This window comes from Streptomyces sp. f51 (assembly GCF_037940415.1).
In the GTDB taxonomy this organism is placed as follows: domain Bacteria; phylum Actinomycetota; class Actinomycetes; order Streptomycetales; family Streptomycetaceae; genus Streptomyces.
In genome coordinates this window covers 5290189-5307126 of the sequence record NZ_CP149798.1, presented here as the reverse complement: position 1 = coordinate 5307126, position 16938 = coordinate 5290189, and the positions used below count along the sequence as shown (strand labels likewise).

16 protein-coding genes and 1 pseudogene are annotated in these 16938 nt (G+C 70.3%); 4 read left to right on the top strand and 13 right to left on the bottom strand.

What is annotated here, in order from left to right:
• Window positions 1-8: 8 nt before the first annotated feature.
• Window positions 9-679 (top strand): annotated as a pseudogene (locus tag WJM95_RS23265) (N-acetylmuramoyl-L-alanine amidase).
• Between the two features lie 58 nt (window positions 680-737).
• Here the strand turns inward: WJM95_RS23265 and WJM95_RS23260 are convergent.
• The 3 genes from WJM95_RS23260 to WJM95_RS23250 form a co-directional block, all read right to left on the bottom strand.
• Window positions 738-1907, bottom strand: coding sequence for a cysteine desulfurase family protein (locus WJM95_RS23260; RefSeq protein WP_339131744.1), 1170 nt, complete (start codon window positions 1905-1907; stop codon window positions 738-740).
• A gap of 114 nt (window positions 1908-2021) precedes the next feature.
• The gene (locus WJM95_RS23255) at window positions 2022-2234 is read right to left on the bottom strand and encodes a DUF4190 domain-containing protein (protein WP_339135790.1); all 213 of its coding nucleotides are present in this window, start codon (window positions 2232-2234) and stop codon (window positions 2022-2024) included.
• Between the two features lie 209 nt (window positions 2235-2443).
• Window positions 2444-2611 carry a hypothetical protein gene (locus WJM95_RS23250; protein ID WP_339131743.1) on the bottom strand — a complete coding sequence of 56 codons (168 nt, stop codon included), beginning with the start codon at window positions 2609-2611 and terminating at the stop codon, window positions 2444-2446.
• 185 nt (window positions 2612-2796) lie between these two features.
• On the opposite strand from WJM95_RS23250, the gene WJM95_RS23245 reads away from it, so the two are divergent.
• Window positions 2797-3423 (top strand): TetR family transcriptional regulator, encoded by a 627-nt coding sequence (locus WJM95_RS23245; protein WP_339131742.1) that lies wholly within the window; start codon window positions 2797-2799, stop codon window positions 3421-3423.
• 97 nt (window positions 3424-3520) lie between these two features.
• On the opposite strand, the gene WJM95_RS23240 is transcribed toward WJM95_RS23245, so the two are convergent.
• Together WJM95_RS23240 and WJM95_RS23235 are read right to left on the bottom strand one after the other, a co-directional pair.
• Complete coding sequence (locus tag WJM95_RS23240) at window positions 3521-3910, bottom strand: hypothetical protein (RefSeq protein WP_339131741.1); 390 nt, start codon at window positions 3908-3910, stop codon at window positions 3521-3523.
• A gap of 135 nt (window positions 3911-4045) precedes the next feature.
• Window positions 4046-5008: a YafY family protein gene (locus WJM95_RS23235; RefSeq protein ID WP_339131740.1), complete on the bottom strand. Its 963-nt coding sequence runs from the start codon at window positions 5006-5008 to the stop codon at window positions 4046-4048.
• A gap of 103 nt (window positions 5009-5111) precedes the next feature.
• Here WJM95_RS23235 and WJM95_RS23230 point away from each other — a divergent pair, with 103 nt between their 5' ends.
• Window positions 5112-5702, top strand: a complete 591-nt coding sequence (locus WJM95_RS23230; protein ID WP_339131739.1) for a TIGR03086 family metal-binding protein — start codon at window positions 5112-5114, stop codon at window positions 5700-5702.
• A 121-nt stretch (window positions 5703-5823) separates the two neighbouring features.
• On the opposite strand, the gene WJM95_RS23225 is transcribed toward WJM95_RS23230, so the two are convergent.
• Entirely contained in the window at window positions 5824-6684 is an 861-nt protein-coding gene (locus tag WJM95_RS23225; protein WP_339131738.1) for a thioesterase family protein, read from the bottom strand.
• A gap of 160 nt (window positions 6685-6844) precedes the next feature.
• Between WJM95_RS23225 and WJM95_RS23220 the strand changes: the two genes are divergently transcribed.
• A complete protein-coding gene (locus tag WJM95_RS23220; RefSeq protein WP_339131737.1) occupies window positions 6845-8200 on the top strand; it encodes an alpha/beta hydrolase-fold protein in 1356 nt (451 codons plus the stop codon).
• Here WJM95_RS23220 and WJM95_RS23215 read toward each other — a convergent pair.
• The 7 genes from WJM95_RS23215 to WJM95_RS23185 all read right to left on the bottom strand — a co-directional run bounded on the left by WJM95_RS23215 (window position 8100) and on the right by WJM95_RS23185 (window position 16911).
• Complete coding sequence (locus WJM95_RS23215) at window positions 8100-8765, bottom strand: trimeric intracellular cation channel family protein (RefSeq protein WP_339131736.1); 666 nt, start codon at window positions 8763-8765, stop codon at window positions 8100-8102. The genes WJM95_RS23220 and WJM95_RS23215 overlap by 101 nt on opposite strands.
• 47 nt (window positions 8766-8812) lie before the next feature.
• Entirely contained in the window at window positions 8813-10204 is a 1392-nt protein-coding gene (locus WJM95_RS23210) for a M1 family metallopeptidase (RefSeq protein WP_339131735.1), read from the bottom strand.
• A 352-nt stretch (window positions 10205-10556) separates the two neighbouring features.
• Window positions 10557-11819, bottom strand: a complete 1263-nt coding sequence (locus WJM95_RS23205) for a dipeptide ABC transporter ATP-binding protein (protein ID WP_339131734.1) — start codon at window positions 11817-11819, stop codon at window positions 10557-10559.
• A 14-nt stretch (window positions 11820-11833) separates the two neighbouring features.
• A complete protein-coding gene (locus WJM95_RS23200) occupies window positions 11834-12931 on the bottom strand; it encodes an ABC transporter ATP-binding protein (RefSeq protein WP_339131733.1) in 1098 nt (365 codons plus the stop codon).
• Window positions 12928-13926: an ABC transporter permease gene (locus WJM95_RS23195; protein ID WP_339131732.1), complete on the bottom strand. Its 999-nt coding sequence runs from the start codon at window positions 13924-13926 to the stop codon at window positions 12928-12930. Before WJM95_RS23195 ends, WJM95_RS23200 begins: the two co-directional genes overlap by 4 nt.
• Window positions 13927-14037: 111 nt before the next feature.
• The gene (locus tag WJM95_RS23190) at window positions 14038-15834 is read right to left on the bottom strand and encodes an ABC transporter substrate-binding protein (protein WP_339131731.1); all 1797 of its coding nucleotides are present in this window, start codon (window positions 15832-15834) and stop codon (window positions 14038-14040) included.
• 69 nt (window positions 15835-15903) lie between these two features.
• Window positions 15904-16911 (bottom strand): ABC transporter permease, encoded by a 1008-nt coding sequence (locus WJM95_RS23185; RefSeq protein WP_339131730.1) that lies wholly within the window; start codon window positions 16909-16911, stop codon window positions 15904-15906.
• Window positions 16912-16938 lie beyond the last annotated feature (27 nt).

The following is a 16938-nucleotide window of genomic DNA, read 5'->3' as shown; positions in this document are numbered from 1 at the left end:
AAGATCGCATGGGGGCGAAAAAGGGGAAGGCGGGAGCGTCACGGAGCGGCGGTTCCGGGGGCGCCAAGGACGCGGACCGGCCGGTCGGGCGGCGGGTGCTGCTGATCGGCGGTCTGGCGGCCGGCGTGAGCGCGGCGGGGCTCGCCCGCGAGGAGCTGTCGCATCTGTGGTGGCGGCTGCCGGGTGTGGAGAAGGCGCGCGTCGCGGGGGCCGTGGACTTCCGGGGCGCGCAGTGGGTGGCGGCCTCGGCGGCGAACTGGCGGCGGGCGGACCGCCCCGCCGACTACGTCATAGACCGCGTGGTCGTGCATGTCACCCAGGGCAGTTTCGCGAGCGCGGTGCGGGTGTTCCAGGATCCCCGGCACGGGGCGGCCGCTCACTATGTCGTCCGCAGGGACGGTCACGTCACCCAGATGATCCGCGAGCTGGACGTGGCCTTCCACGCGGGCAACCGCGCGTACAACGAACGCAGCGTCGGCATCGAGCACGAGGGCTTCGTCGACCGCCCCTCCTCGTTCACGGACGCGATGTACGAGGCCTCGGCGCGGCTGACGGCCGGGATATGCGGCCGGTACGGCATCCCGGTGGACCGCGAGCACATCATCGGCCACGTCGAGGTCCCGGGCACTGGGACCGGTACATACGGCTCGTGCGGCGGGCCCGGTCGGCCCGGGCCTGACGAGGGTTCCCCGGCACTTCCCGGCGCCCGGATCCCGGGCCGGGCCGACCGGCCCGGGTCAGGTCAGGCCCGCCCTGCGCGCCCGTTCCACCGCCGGGCCGATCGCGCGCGCCACGGCCGCCACGTCCGCCCGGGTGGAGGTGTGGCCGAGGGAGAAGCGCAGGGTGCCCCTGGCGAGGTCCGGGTCGGTGCCGGTGGCGAGGAGGACATGGCTCGGCTGGGCGACCCCCGCCGTGCAGGCCGAGCCGGTGGAGCACTCGATGCCCTGCGCGTCGAGCAGCAGGAGCAGCGAGTCGCCCTCGCAGCCCGGGAACGTGAAGTGCGCGTTGGCGGGCAGCCGGCCCCCGGGTGCCGGGTCGCCGCCGAGGATCGCGTCGGGCACGGCCTTGAGGACGGCGTCGACGAGGTCGTCGCGCAGGGCGCCGATCTCGGTGGCGAACCACTCGCGCCGTTCGGCGGCCAGCCGCCCGGCGACCGCGAAGGAGACGACGCCGGGCACGTCGAGCGTGCCGGAGCGGACGTGTCGCTCCTGGCCGCCGCCGTGGAGCACGGGCACGGGGCTGTACTCGCGGCCCAGGAGGAGCGCGCCGATGCCGTAGGGGCCGCCGATCTTGTGGCCGGAGACCGTCATCGCGGCGAGGCCCGAGGCCGCGAAGTCGACGGGGACCTGGCCGAACGCCTGGACCGCGTCGGCGTGCAGCGGGATCCCGAACTCGGCCGCGACGTCGGCCAGTTCACGCACCGGCATGAGGGTGCCGATCTCATTGTTGGCCCACATGACCGTGGCGAGGGCGACGTCGTCGGGGTTGCGGGCGACGGCCTCGCGCAGGGCGCCGGGGTGGACACGGCCGTACGCGTCGACGGGAAGGTACTCGACCGTGGCGCCCTCGTGCTCGCCGAGCCAGTGGACGGCGTCGAGGACGGCGTGGTGCTCGACGGGGCTCGCCAGGACGCGGGTACGGGCCGGATCGGCGTCCCTGCGGGACCAGTACAGGCCCTTCACCGCGAGGTTGTCCGCCTCGGTGCCGCCGGAGGTGAGGACCACCTCGCTGGGGCGCGCGCCGAGGGCGTCCGCCAGGGTCTCGCGGGCCTCCTCGACCGCACGCCGTGCGGTGCGGCCGGCGGCGTGGAGGGAGGAGGCGTTGCCCGTGACGGTCAGCCGGGCGGTCAGGGCCTCTACTGCCTCGGGAAGCATGGGCGTGGTCGCGGCGTGGTCGAGGTAAGCCATGGTGGGCTCGATTCTACGGGCCCGCTCCCCCTCGTCCCCCGCTCCCCCTCGTCCCCCGCCCCTCGCGGCCGGACGGCCGGCTCCGTGCCCGGAGCCCCGGCTGCCGTCGCCGTCTCAGAAGCTCCAGGACACCGTGTTGTCGAACTGCATGAAGGCGACCAGGACGGCCAGGTCGGCGATTCCCAGGCCGAGGCCGAGGAAGGCGCGGCCCCGGCGGGCCGTTCCGCGCCAGAGGGCGACGGAGGCGAGGGCGATGGCGACGGGGCCGAGGAAGACGTTCAGCACGAGCAGGCCGAGCAGGCCGAGGACGAAGGAGGCGACGGCCATGCCGTCCGCGTCCTTGACTCCGGTCCGGCGCACGGCGGCCGCCTCGGTGGTGCGGGGCGTGCCGGTGGCACGGGCGGGACGGGTCGTGCCGGTGCTGCGGGTCGTGCCGGTGGTTCGCGTGGTGAGTTCCATGACGTGAATCAGCTCCCAACGGTCAGTCGGTGCGGGGTGGGACCAACGGCCGGTCGGCAATGGTGCGGGACCAACGGTCAGTTGGCGGAGGAGTGGCGCCGGCGGGCCCCGCGCTCGCGCAGCGCGAAGACGATCAGCCAGACGCCGATGACGGCCGCGGCGGCGAGGCTGACGGTCAGCGGCGCGTGCGCCACGGAACCCATCACAACGCCGAGCAGCAGGAGTGCGGCGACGAGGAACAGCATGGGATGCCTCTCGAAGAAGTCTCGAAGTCCGGTCCTGGAACGTCCGGCACCTCAACGGTGAGGGCCCGTTGTTTCCGGGACTTGACGACTCAGTGAACGGTTGTAGTAACACTTGTTCACTGACTCTTGAGTCTAGCGTGCCCCACGGCTTTAAAATTCCAGAGAACAGTTGTTAACTGCATGGCATGAGTCACACTCTCGGCATCCGCCAGGCGCAGAAGCAGAAGACCCGGCAGGCGCTGCTGGACGCGGCGTTGGGGCTCCTGGAGGACCAGAGCCTGAGCAGCCTGGGGCTGCGGGAGGTCACCCGCGCCGTGGGAGTCGCCCCGACCGCCTTCTACCGGCACTTCCGCTCGACGGCGGATCTCGGCGCGGCGCTGGTCGAGGAGGCGCTCGGCAGCCTGCACCCGATGATCGAGGACATCGTGTCCACGGCCGGCGACAGCGACGAACGCATCGGCCGTGCCGTGGAACTGATCGCCCACCACGTCGGGGCGCACCCGGCGCACGTCCGCTTCATCGCGCGCGAGCGGCACGGCGGGGTCCAGCCGGTGCGGGACGCGATCCGCGAGCAGCTGGCCCGGTTCGCCGAGGAGGTCCGCGACGCGCTGGCCGAGCACCCCGAGTCGGCGGGGTGGAGCCGGGACGATCTGCTGATGCTGGCGGGGCTGTACGTCGACCACATGCTGATGGCCGCCTCGGCGTTCCTGGAGGCGCTGGACGGCTCCGAGGAGGAGCGCGAGCGGGTGGCCGGGGTCGCGAGCCGTCAGATGCGGCTGATCAGCATCGGCCGCCACCACTGGCTCGGCTGACCGCCGCGGCGGCCCGGCCCGGGCACGGGGCTGTACCGCGAGGAGCCTCGTGCCGGGCCACGCCCCAGGGGTGGTCGGCCCTGTCCGGGCCCGGCTCTCAGCCTTGGCCCTGGCCCTGGCCCTGGCTCTGGCCCGTCTGGCCGCCGCTGGGGCCGCCGCAGCCGCCCTCGCCGCCGCCCTGGCCCCCGCCCGTGCCACCGCCCGTGCCACCGCCGGGAGCGCCGCTCGGCATGCCCGAGGGGAACCCGGAGGGTGCCTTCCCGGTGGGCACGCCCGAGGGGGTGCCGGACCGCGAGGGCATGCCCGTGGGGGCGCCGCCGGGACGGCCGCCGGGCCCGCCGCTCGGCATCCCGGACGGGCGGGTGCAGTTCCGCCCTCCGGAGCCGGTGCCGTCCGAGGACGACGAGCCGCCCGAGCCACAGGCCGCGAGGAGGGGCGAGAGCGCGAGGAGGGCGACGAGGGGAACGAGTCGTGCACGACGGTTCATGGGGCAACTCCCGGTCAGGTCACGTGGGTCGGCCGACGAGAGCCGGACGAGCGGGAGACAGCGGACCAGATCCACGTAGGGCCGCGCTGTGCCGAGGCTGTGTCTTGCTGTGCGGCGCGGCCCGGCGCCGGGCGCTCAACCCCCGTCGTACACCGCGCTGATGGCCGCGGCCGTCGCCGCCAGCTCCCGCCGGGCCTCCGCCGGCGCGAGGACCTCGAGCGCGTCCCCGAAGGCCAGCAGCGTGCGGGTCTCGCGCACCGAGCCGAGCGAGAGGCGCGCGGTCACCCACTCGCCGGCGCCCTCGTCCTCGGGCAGTTCGGCGAGGGAGGCCGCGTGGAGGCGTACGAACATGTCCAGGCGGGAGCGGCGCACCCGGACGGTGACCTCGACACCCCCCGGCCGCTCCTCGACCTGCCGGCGCAACACCTCCCAGGCGTCGGCGAGTTCGACGCCTGGCCGGCGCCGGACCGGGTCGGTCAGCAGGGTCGCCGAGCGGACCCGGTCGGCACGGAACAGCCGTGGTTCACCCCGCCGGTCGGCGACCAGGTACCAGACCCCGGCCTTGGAGACGAGGCCGTACGGATCGACGGTGTAGGTGCGCGGTTCGGCGTCGCCGCCGTGGCGGTAGCGCAGCCGCAGCCGGCGGTCGGAGAAGACGGCGTCCTGCAACACGTCCAGATCGGCGGCCCGCCGGGGGCCGCCCTTCCAGCGGGTGGCGTCGACGAGGACCCGGCGGCTGGTGACCTCGGCGGCGGGCCTGAACGGCGCGGGCAGCGCGGCCATCACCTTGCGCAGCGCCGAGCCGAGCGCGGCGTCCAGACCCAGGGCGGCGTGGGCTCCCTGGGCGGCCAGGATGAACAGCGAGCGGGACTCGTCCGCGGTCAGTCCCGTGACGTCCGTACGGAATCCGGCGAGCAGTTCGATCCCGCCGTGCCGCCCGCGTTCGGCGTAGACCGGGACGCCGGAGGCGGACAGGGCCTCGATGTCCCGGTAGATCGTGCGCACCGACACCTCAAGACGGTCGGCGAGTTCGTGCGCCGGGACCCGGCCGCGGGTCTGGAGCAGCAGCAGGATCGACAGGAGCCGGTCGGACTTCACGGGCCCAGGATCGCGCTCCGCGCGGACCGTCCGCAAATGCTGACGGAAACTGTCAGGTTATGCGCCGAGGGTGGGAGCACACCGAGACCCGGAAGAGGTAGTCATGAACGCCATGGACCCCCGCCCCCTGTACGCCCGCGCCGCCGCCCAGATCGCCTCGCTCGTCGCGGCCGTCCGGCCGGAGCAGCTGGACGGCCCCACCCCGTGCGCCGAGTTCGACGTACGGCTGCTGCTGTCGCACATGGTCGGCGGAACCCGCCGGATCGCCGTGATCGGGGAGGGCGGCGACGGCCTCGCGGTGCGCCCGTTCGCCGACGGGGTGCCGGACGACGGCTGGGAGGCCGCGTACGACGAGGTCGGGACGCGGGTCCGCGAGGCCTGGGCGGACGACGCGCGGCTGGACGCCCCGGTGACGGTGCCCTGGGGCGAGGCGACCGGACGTATCGCGCTGGCCGGCTATGTCATGGAGGCGGTCACGCACACCTGGGACCTCTGGGAGGCGCTCGGCCGGCCCCTCGAACTCGACTCGGAACTGGCCGAGTTCGCGCTCATGATCGCCCAGCGGGTACTGCCCGACGAGGGACGCGAGGACCCCGAACTCCCCTTCGGCGCGGTGACGCCGGCAGCCGAGGACGCCGACGCCTACGGACGGCTGGCGGCCTGGACGGGCCGCAGCCCGCTGGTGACCGTCTGACGGCTCGGGACGCCGTGCCCGGGCACCGGACGGGGCGCCGGCGCGAGGGGCGCGCACCGGGACGACGGGAGCGGCACGGACGGACCTGTGCCGCTCCCGCCGCCGGAGGACCGCGCGGGCGTCAGGCGAGCCGGGCGCGGGCCAGCTGGCGGGACTGGGCGACCAGGCGGTCGGCGCTGTCCCAGACCTCCGCGTCCTCCTCCAGGAAGCCCCCGGCGAGATTGCGGGTGGTGATCGAGACGCGCAGCGGGCCGGGCGCCGGGCGGCAGCGCACGTGCACGGTCAGCTCGACGGTCGGGACCCAGCCGGAGAGGCCGATCTCGAAGGCCGTCGGCGGCAGCGCGTCGACCGCGAGGAGCAGCGAGAGCGGATCGGCGTCGCGGCCGTCGGCGAGCCCGAACCACGACCGCATCTCGCCCTTCCCGGACGGAGCGCCGAGCGCCCAGCCGAGGGTCGCCGGGTCCAGCTTGAGGAACAGCCGGTCGGTGATCGCCGAGCTGCCGGGGATGGGCGCGGGGGCGTCCTGCGGACCGAAGCACTGGTCCATGGGCGGGATCGCCGGCGGCACCGCGGTCGTGCGCACGTCGTCGGGCAGGGCGTCGAGATCGCCGTACGAGGCGAGCACGCGGATGCGCTCGACCTCGCGGCCCTCGTCGTCGTACTGGAAGAGGGACGCCTGTCCGGTCGAGAGCGTCCGGCCGGTGCGCACGACGTCCGTGCGGACGACCGCGGGACCGGGCTGGGACGCGGTCAGATAGTGCGCGGAAACGGTGAACGGGTCGGAGTGCGGGAGGGCGTCGGCGAGCGCGCGGCCGAGGACGGCCAGGAGGTAGCCGCCGTTGACGGCGGTGATGATCGTCCACCCGGCGGAGAGGTCGACGTCGTAGACGCCGGCCCCGCGCGGGGTGACGGCGGTGTCCCGGTCGAACTCGCTGTCGCCGATCGTGGCCCGTACGGCCTGTACCGAAGCTGCTTCTGGCATACGTGAACCGTACAACAGGAAATTACTAAGCGGTAGCTTTCGGAACGGCGGTCGCGCGGGCGTCCCGTCGTCCGCCCATCCAGGTGAGGATTCGGCAATTTCTTGTTAAGTGTCCGCAATCATCCGTGACCAATCGGTCCGGGATCTCCTCTGATGGGACATGAGCCTCACCGGGACGACGTTCCTTCTGACCTGCCTCGTGCTGTGCGTGTTCGCACTTCTGCTGCCCCTGGTCCTGTGGTCCCGGGTGCCCGGACCGGCGCCCGTGCGCGCCGCGAGCCGGCTTCTGATGCTGCTGTTCGCCCAGGGGACGGCGATCAGCCTGGTGTTCGTCCTCGTGAACAACGCCAACAACCTGTACGACAACTGGGCCGACCTGCTCGGCACCGGCAACCACGTCCAGCAGGCCGCCGACCTCGGCGTCGACGGCACCGGAGGGATCTCTCTGAAGACCCTGCCCAGGATGCGCCAGACCTTCGAGCCGGCCCAGGGCCCGCGCATGGGGTCGGCCGGCGGGGTGCGCGTCACCGACCTGAAGGGCCGGGTCTCGGGCGTGAACGCCGAGGTCTACGTCTGGCTGCCGCCGCAGTACAACGAACCCGCCTACCGGCACCGGAGGTTCCCCGTGGTGGAACTGCTGCCGGGCTATCCCGGCTCGGCCAAGGCATGGTTCGGTTCCCTGCGGGTGCACGAGCAGCTGCGGCCGATGATGCTCGACGGGCGGGTCGCGCCGTTCATCCTGGTCGCGCCGCGCACCAACCTGGTGGCCCGCGCGGACACCGGCTGCGCGAACATCCCGGGAACGGTGAACGCGGAGAGCTGGCTGAGCATCGACGTCCCGCGGATGGTCATGGACAACTTCCGCGCCGAGTCCGCCCCGAACGGCTGGGCCACGGCCGGGTACTCGGCCGGGGCGCACTGCGCCACCAAGCTGGCCGTCGCCCACCCCGACCGCTTCCGGGCCGCGGTGAGCATGTCCGGCTACAACGACCCGAAGGGCGAGCGCGGTTCGCTCGCCGCACGGACCCTGGAACTGCGCCGGCGCAACAACCCCTACCTGATGCTGCGCGCCGACCGCGTCCCCCCGAGGGTCGCCCTCTACTTCTCCGGCGAGTCCGGTGACGGGTACCAGGCGGGCGCGGCGATCCAGGCGATCGCCAAGCCGCCGACGACCGTGGACGTGGTGCTGCTGCCGCGCAGCGCGGGCGGCCACGACATGGGGCTGTGGCGGCCCCAGCTGCCGGAGGTGTTCCGCTGGCTGACCGAGCAGTTCCGTCACGGCGGGCGGGCCGCGGCGGGCACGGGAGGCACCGCGGGCACGACGGGCGGAAGGGCGGGTACGGCCGGCACGGCGGGCGGACTCGGCGGCACGACCACCACCGGAGGTGCCGGCACGGCGGCCGGCACCGACCGGATCAGGAGCTCTCGTCCTCTCGCACCGTCGAGCGGCGGTTCCACGCGCGCGGAGCTCGCCAGTGGAACCGCATCGCGAACAGGCGCAGCACGAAAGCCGTGACGATGGCCAGGCCGCTGGTGAACGGGGTGAGCGCGTCGTAGCGGATGCACAGGACCACCATCGTGGCGCCGACGATCGCGGGGACCGCGTAGAGGTCGCGGTCCCAGCGCAGCAGCGAGGGGACCTCGTTGGCGAGGACGTCCCGCAGCACACCGCCGCCCACGGCGGTCGCGAGGCCGAGGGCGGCGGAGGCGGTCAGGCCGAGCCCGTAGTCGTACGCCTTGACGGTGCCGGTGACGCAGAACAGTCCGAGTCCGGCCGCGTCGAAGACGTTCACGCCGACCTGGATGCGTTCCACCTGCGGGTGCAGGAAGAACACGAGCAGGGCGGCGACGAGCGGTGTGGTGAAGTACCCCAGGTCGGTGAAGGCCGCCGGGGGTACCGCACCGATGATGATGTCGCGCAGCAGCCCTCCGCCCAGCGCGGTGATCTCCGCGAGGACGGCGATGCCGAAGACGTCGAAGTTCTTGCGGACGGCCAGCAGGGCGCCGGAGATCGCGAAGACGAAGATGCCGATCAGGTCGAGCGTGTGCTGGACGGAGGGGCTGAACAGTTGCTGGAACACCCCCACATTCTCACCTGTCGCGGGGTGTGCGCCTTACGAAGGACGGGTCAGAGGGCGGGCTTGCCTGTGGTGAACAGCCAGGTCTGGAAGAGATCGTCGAGCTGCTGCCCGGAGATCTTCTCGGCCAGCGCGATGAACTGGGAGGTGCTCGCGTTGCCGTACCGGTGCAGCTTCGTCCACGCGGGCAGCAGCTTGAAGAACGCGGTGTCGCCGATGCGCTCGCGCAGCATCTGGAGCGTCATCGCGCCCCGCTGGTAGACCGCGGAGGCGAACATGGTGTCGCGCTGCGGGTCGGCGACCGTGGTCTGCCAGAAGGAGGAGTCCGCGGGCCGCTGGTTGTACCCGGCGAGGAACGAGTCGTGCGCCGAGCGGGTGCCCCTGTGCTCCGCCCACAGCCACTGGGCGTAGGTCGCGAAGCCCTCGTTCAGCCAGATGTCCTTCCAGTGGGCCACCGAGACGGAGTCGCCGAACCACTGGTGGGCCAGCTCGTGCACGATGGTCGTCTCCGAACGCACCGCCGAGTACGCGGGCTTGGACTGGACCTCCAGCGAGAAGCCGGCCTCGGGCATGTCGTCGACGATGGCCCCGGTCTCCTCGAACGGGTACGGGCCGAACAGCTGCGACCAGTAGTCGGTGGCCTCGGCGGTGACGGCGTACACGTCGACGCTGTTGCTGCCCGCGAGCACCGGGTCGACGGCGACGTAGATCGGCGTCCCGGCCGGGGTCTTCCCGGTCCTCACGTCGAACTTCCCGATGGTCGCCGTCGCGAGGTAGGTGGCCATGGGCCGGCTCTCGCGCCAGTGCGTGACGGTCAGGCCGCCCTTGTCCCGGGTCGATATCAGGCGTCCGTTGGAAACCCCCGTCAGGCCCTTGGGCGCCGTGATGCGGATGTCGTAGGTCGCCTTGTCGGAGGGGTGGTCGCTGGAGGGGAACCAGGTGGAGGCGGCGTTGGGCTCGCAGGCGACGAAGACGCCGTCCGGGGTCTTCATCCACCCGTAGTCGGAGCCGAAGACGATCGGGCCGTTCAGGGCCTCGGGGACGCCGCCGTAGGTGACGGTCACCGTGAAGTCCTTGCCCTTGGCCAGCGGGCCGCGCGGGGTGATGTGGATCTCGTCGCCCTCCCGCGTGAAGCGGGCCGTTCTGCCGTTCACCTCGATCCTCGTGACCTCCAGCTTCTGGAGGTCGAGGTCGAAGGCGGAGAGGTTCTGGGTGGCGCGGGCGGTGAGGGTGGTGCGGCCGTCGAGACGGTCGGTGTCGGGGTTGTACGCCACGTCCAGGGCGTAGTGGCGGGCGTCGAAGCCGCTGTTGCCGAGCTGGGGGAAGTACGAGTCACCGATGCCGTCCGCGCCGGGGGTGGGGGCGGAGGAGGCGGCGACGAGGAAGAGGGAGGCCGCCGCGGTGGCGAGCGAACCTAAACGTGCCGAACGGGAGAGTGCCATTTCGCGTCCCTTTCGTACGTGTGCCGATCGTTTCCGATCAGACGGACACGCAGGACTCTGCACTCTCCCGCTCGGGCATGTTCATGACTTTGCCAAGTCGTCACGGCCTACTTGCCGGTTGACTCCTGACGATCGGCTTCCGCACCACCGTCCACCACCGCCCCGGACACCCACCACCCGCGAACCGCACGAATTCCGGGAGACCAGTTCCTGATCGGCGCATGCCGGATGGAACGCATCGGCGTCGGCAGCTGATCCATGTTCACCAACACGTATGCCCCGGCGGCCAGTTCCCTGGCCGCCGGGGCATACGTGTGGGCATGGTCGCGTCGTCCGCGACGCTGCGCCTCTCCTACTTCTGGGGGTCGCTCGCCGATTCCTCCGACGCGCCCGGTTCCTCGGAGCCGGCCTCGTCGGAGGGCTCCTCGGCCGCGGCCTCCGTGGATCCCTCGGCGGGGGTCTCGCCGGTCTGTCGTTCCGCGGCCACCGCCGCCGACGTCTCCGCGGACTCCGCCAGCACCTCGTCGGCCACGAGCTCGGCCGCCTTCTTCGCGACGGACAGCAGCACCGTGTCCTGCGGGGCCTGGTCCTCGAAGTTCTCGGGGTGGTGACAGGCGACCTGCTGACCGGGCTTCAGCTCCAGGAGCGGCGGCTCGGCCGTCTTGCAGATCTGCGTCGCCTTCCAGCACCGCGTGTGGAAGCGGCAGCCGCTCGGCGGGGAGATCGGCGAGGGCACGTCCCCTTGCAGGAGGATGCGCTCGCTCTTCTCGTTCTTCCGCCGCGGGTCCGGGATCGGCACCGCCGACATCAGAGCCTTGGTGTACGGGTGCATCGGCGCCTTGTACAGCGACTCGCGGTCCGCCAGCTCGACGATCTTGCCGAGGTACATCACCGCGATCCGGTCCGAGACGTGCCGGACGACCGAGAGGTCGTGCGCGATGATCACGTACGTCAGTCCGAGCTCCTGCTGGAGGTCGTCCAGCAGGTTGACGACCTGAGCCTGGATCGACACGTCCAACGCCGAGACCGGCTCGTCCGCCACGACCAGCTTGGGGTTGAGCGCGAGCGCGCGGGCGATACCGATGCGCTGCCGCTGACCGCCGGAGAACTCGTGCGGGTAGCGGTTGTAGTGCTCGGGGTTCAGGCCGACCACCGACAGCAGTCGCTGGACTTCCTTCTTGATACCGCCCTTGGGGTCGACACCCTGGAGCTTGAAGGGCGCACCCACGATGGTGCCGATGGTGTGGCGCGGATTGAGCGACGAGTAGGGGTCCTGGAAGATCATCTGCACGTCACGGCGCAGCGGACGCATCCCGCCCACACCGAGGTGCGTGATGTCCCTGCCCTCGAACTCGATCTTGCCACTCGTCGGTTCGAGCAGCCGAGTGATCAGCCGACCCATCGTCGACTTGCCGCAACCCGACTCTCCGACGACACCGAGCGTCTCGCCGGCCTTGACCTCGAAGTCGATCCCGTCCACCGCGTGCACGGCGCCGACCTGCCGCTGGAGCAGGCCCTTCTTGATCGGGAAGTGCTTCTGGAGCCCGGTCACCTTCAGCAGGGTCTCACCGGAAGCGGCGGGCTGGGAGCCTGTGCTCTGCGCAGGAATGCTCACTGCTTTGTTCTCGCTCACAGCTTCGGCGCAATCTCTTCGGTCCAGATACGCTCCCGCTGCTCCTGCGTCATGTGGCAGGCGGCCCAGTGCTGGCTGCCGACCTCGGTCAGCTCGGGGCGAACCGTGCGGGTGACGTTGTCCTTCGGCAGGTCCGCGTACGGGCAACGCGGGTTGAAGGCGCAGCCGGACGGGATGTTGATGAGGGAGGGCGGAGAGCCCTTGACCGGGATGAGGCGCTCCTGCTGATCGCGGTCGAGCCGCGGCATCGAGCCGAGCAGGCCCCACGTGTAGGGGTGCCGGGGCTCGTAGAACACCTTCTCGGCCGGCCCGCGCTCGATGCAGCGCCCGCCGTACATCACCAGGATGTCGTCGGCCAGTTCGGCGACGACGCCCAGGTCGTGGGTGATGACGATGACCGCGGAGCCGAACTCCTTTTGCAGGTCGCGAATCAGGTCGAGGATCTGCGCCTGGACGGTCACGTCCAGGGCAGTCGTCGGCTCGTCCGCGATGAGCAGTTCGGGGTTGTTGACCAGCGACATCGCGATCATCGCGCGCTGGCGCATACCGCCGGAGAACTCGTGCGGGTAGTTGTCGACACGCTTGTCCGGCTGGGGGATGCCCACCCGGTCGAGCATCTCGACGGCTCGGCGCTTGGCCGTCTTCTTGTCCACCTTGTGGTGGATGCGGTACGCCTCCACGATCTGCTGACCGATCGTGTAGTACGGGTGCAGCGCCGACAGCGGATCCTGGAAGATCATCGCCATCTGCCGGCCACGCAGCTTGCGCACGTGGTCGGGGTCCGCGGACAGCAGCTCCGTGCCGTCCAGCCAGATCTCACCCGAGATCTGCGCCTTGCGCTTGCCGTACTGCCCGGCGGTGTGCAGCCCCATGATGCCGAGCGAGGTGACCGACTTGCCGGAGCCCGACTCGCCGACGATGCCGAGGGTCTTGCCTCGCTCCAGCTTGAAGCTGAGTCCGTCGACGGACTTCACGAGGCCGTCGTCGGTCGGGAAGTGGACCTTCAGGTCACGTACTTCGAGGAACGAGCTCGATGCGGGCGACGTGGCCGTGGGCTCGCCCACGGCCGCTCCGCTCTTGCTGAGTTCGGTCATGAGAGCCTCACTCGAGGGTCGATCACGGCATACAGAACATCCACCAGCAGGTTGGCTATGAGCACCGCCAGCGAGGTGATCAGGGTGACGCCCAGAATGATGGGCAGGTCCTGGTTCTTGATGCCGTTGAGCACGGCCTGGCCGAGACCCGGCAGGCTGAACGTCGTCTCGGTCAGGATCGCGCCGCCGATGAGGGCGCCGAGGTCCATACCGAGCATGGTGAGGATGGGCGTCATCGTGGAGCGCATGGCGTGCTTGCCGATGACGACTCGCTCGCCGAGACCCTTCGCGCGGGCGGTGCGGATGTAGTCCTCGCCGAGGATCTCCAGCATGTTGGCGCGGGTGATCCGGGCGTACATCGCCGCGTAGAGGAACGCGAGGGTGATCCAGGGAAGGATCATGCCGCCGAGCCAGCCGGTGAAGCTCTGGTCGAGCGGCACGTACTCGCCGTCGAACCACTTCAGCCCGAAGACGAAGACGGCCAGGCTGAGCAGGCCGGTGAAGTAGATGGGAAGGGAGACACCCGCCAGGGCGACGACCATGGCACCGCGGTCCCACAGGCTGCCCCGCTTGAGCGCGGAGAGCACGCCCGCGGCGACACCGAAGACGAGCCAGAGCACTGCGGCGCCGAGCGCGAGTCCCAGGGTCACCGGGAAGCGGTCGGTCAGCACCGGCCAGACGGCCTGCTCGCTGCGGAAGGAGTAGCCGAAGCACGGCGCGGCACAGTGTGTGACGTCACCGCCGCCCGCATAGGTGCGACCCACGAAGATGCCCTTGAAGAACGCCCAGACCTGCTGGTAGATCGGGTCGCCCAGGCCCAGCTTCTGCCGTACGGCTTCTACGGCCGCGGGGTCGGCCTGCTTGCCCACGAAGCTTGTGGCGACGTCGACGCCCGCCCACTTCGGGACGAGGAAGAAGATGCAGAAGACCACCATGACGATGACCACGAGCATCACTGCGGCGGCGAACAGCCGCCTGATGAGGTAAGCGAGCACAGCTTACGGCCCGCTGCGGGACCGCGGGCCATCGGAGGTCGTCCGATGGCCCGCGGTCACGCCGCGCCGGCCTTCACCTGCCTTTCGTGCCGTACGGCGGGTGTGCCGGGTTTACTTCGCGGACTTCAGGCCGAGGTTGACGAAGTCGTACATACCGCTGTAGCCATCGGTGGTGTACACGTTCGCCAGGTTGTTCCCGCGCCAGTTGATGAACTTCTCGAAGGTGAAGGGCAGGTAGTACGCGCCCTCCATGACCTTGTGGTTGATCTCCGTGGAGATCTTGGTCTTGCCCGCCGCGTCCAGGGTGGTGACGTAGCTGTCGAACAGGCCGTCGATCGCCTTGTCCTTGATCAGCGAGTAGTTCGAGTTACCGCTGTCGAGGATGTACTTGCTGTCCCACAGCGGAAGACCGAAGCCCTGCACGGACGGGAAGTCCGGGCCCCAGCCCATCACGATGATGCCGTAGCCCTTCTTCTTCACGTTGGCGGGGCTACCGATGATGCCGGTGGTCTGCGAGCCGTCGTACTGGTCGATCTGGGCGGTGATGCCGATCTTCTTCAGCGACGCCTGGAGCGACTGGGCCGTGGCCACCTCGACCGGCTTGTTGTTGCGCACGGCGATGGTGGTCGAGAAACCGTTCGGCTTGCCGCAGGCCTTCAGGGCCTCCTTGGCCTTGGCCACGTTGCCGTTCTTGTTCTCGCCCGCGATGGCGTAGGGGTCGTACTTCTGACCCTCGGCACCCGCGACCGACGGCGGCAGCATGTTGGTGCCGATGTCGCCACCGGCGACCGGGCCACCGCGCGCGGTCTGGAGCGAGACGTGGTCGGCGCCGTAGATCACGGCCTTGCGGCACTCGACGTTGTCGAACGGCTTCACGCTCTGCGGGAAGGCGGCGTAACGGACGTAGCCGGAGACCGGGTTGTCCAGGTTGGCCTTGTGCTGCTTCAGGGCGGTGGTGCGGCCCTGCGGCGACATGCCGGTCTGGTTGATGTCCAGGTCCAGGTCATTGTTGATCAGACGCTGGTCCAGGTCGTTGGCGTTCGAGAAGAACTTGACCGTGATCTTGTCCGGGTAGGCCTTGCGGATCGGGTCCGAGGCGGCCTTCCACGAGGTGTTGCGGACCAGGGTCAGGTCCTTGCCGGGGTTGTACGAGTCGAACTTGTACGGGCCCGAGGAGAACGGGTGCAGGCCGTACTTGGACTTGGTGTCCTTGTCCTGGCGGACCGGGGACGCCGAGACCAGGGCCAGCATCTCCTCGAAGTCCGAGTTGGCCTTCGGGAGGTGGAAGACGATGGTCTTGTCGTCCGGCGTGTCGATCGCCTTCAGACCGAGCTTGTCCTTGGAGGTGTCCTTGTACGGGCCCTTGTACTCGCCCTTGGGGTCGAGGACGTCCTTCAGGTAGACGGGACCGCCGGACAGCACGTCCTGCGCCCAGACGCGCTCGATGCCGTACTTGACGTCCTTGGACGTGATCGCCTGGCCGTCCTCCCACGTGACACCGTCACGCAGGGTGTACGTGTAGGTCTTGCCGCCGTCGGTGACCTTCGCGACGCCGGTCGCGAGGTCCGGGGTGACCTCGGCGCCGGTCTTGCCCGCCTCGGTCTTGTTCGTGACAAGCTGACGGCTGTAGTAGCGGGCGAAGTTCCACATGAAGCCGTAGTAGCCGCGCGTGGTGTCCCACGAGTCGGCGTCCTGGGCGCCACCGAACCGGAGCGTCCCGCCCTTCTTGGCCAGCGAGGCCTGGGCGACCTTGTTGTTGGCGGCATCGAAGCCGGCCGCGCCGTTCTTGGAGCCGCCGCCGTTGCCGTCATTGCCGCCGCCGCACGCCGCCGTGGTCAGCAGCGCGGCGACCGCGACAGCAGCGGCCAACGCCTGCTTGCGCCGCCCTGAGGTGCGTTGGGTAGTCACGATCTCGGATCCTCCGGATTTGATGAGAAAACCCGTGTATGTGCCACGGGAGGCTGGGGGTACGGCGGTTCAGCGGGAACCCTTCGGGTCCAGCGCGTCCCGCACGCCGTCGCCGAAGAGGTTGAAGGCAAGAACGGTGATGAAGATCGCCACACCCGGGACCACCATGTACATCGGGTCCGAGTCGTAGTAATCGATCGCGTTCGAGAGCATCTGTCCCCAGGAAGCGGTGGGCGGCTTGACGCCCACGCCCAGGAAGCTGAGCGCCGCTTCGGTGAGGATGTTGGTGGGGATCATCATCGTCGTGTAGACGATGATCGGGGCCACCAGGTTGGGCAGCAGTTCCTTGAAGAGGATGTACAGCCGCCCGGCACCCAGGGAGCGGGCCGCCTCGACGTACTCGCGCTCACGCATCGAAAGCGTCTGGCCTCGGACGACGCGCCCGATATAGGGCCAGCCGAAGAAACCGATGACCAGGATCATCACGAACACCCGCACGCTGGAGCCGGTCAGGCCGAGCATGGCGTTCGGCATGACGGAGACCAGAGCGATGATGAACAGGAGCTGCGGGAAGGCCAGCAGGCCGTCCATGACACGGCTGATGAGCGAGTCGACCCAGCCACCGAAGAAGCCGGCCAGGATTCCGAGGACGGTGCCGAAAATGACGGCGACGACCGCGGACAGGAAGCCGACGAGCAGGGAGATCTGAGCGCCGTAGAGGATGCGGGCGAAGATGTCACGGCCGTTGACCGGCTCGACACCCAGCAGGTGGTCACCGCTGACCCCGCCCAACGATCCCCGGGGGGTGCCGAAGAGCGGGTCGATCAGGTTCTCGTGGTAGGCGTCCGGGTCCTGCCCGACCAGGTGGGTGAGCACCGGTGCGAGCAGAGCGACCACGATGAGGGCGAGTACGACCACACCGCCCGTCAGAGCGAGCTTGTCCCGCTTCAGGCGCTCCCAGGCGATCCGGCCCAGGGAACGTCCCTGTACGGCCTTTTCGTCGACGGTGGCAACCGTCGCTTCCTCGGCCGCGCCTGGGGCCGCTTCCGCGGTCGGCTCGTGCAATGGTGCCGTCATCTGGCAGGGACCCCTCTCAACCGGCGG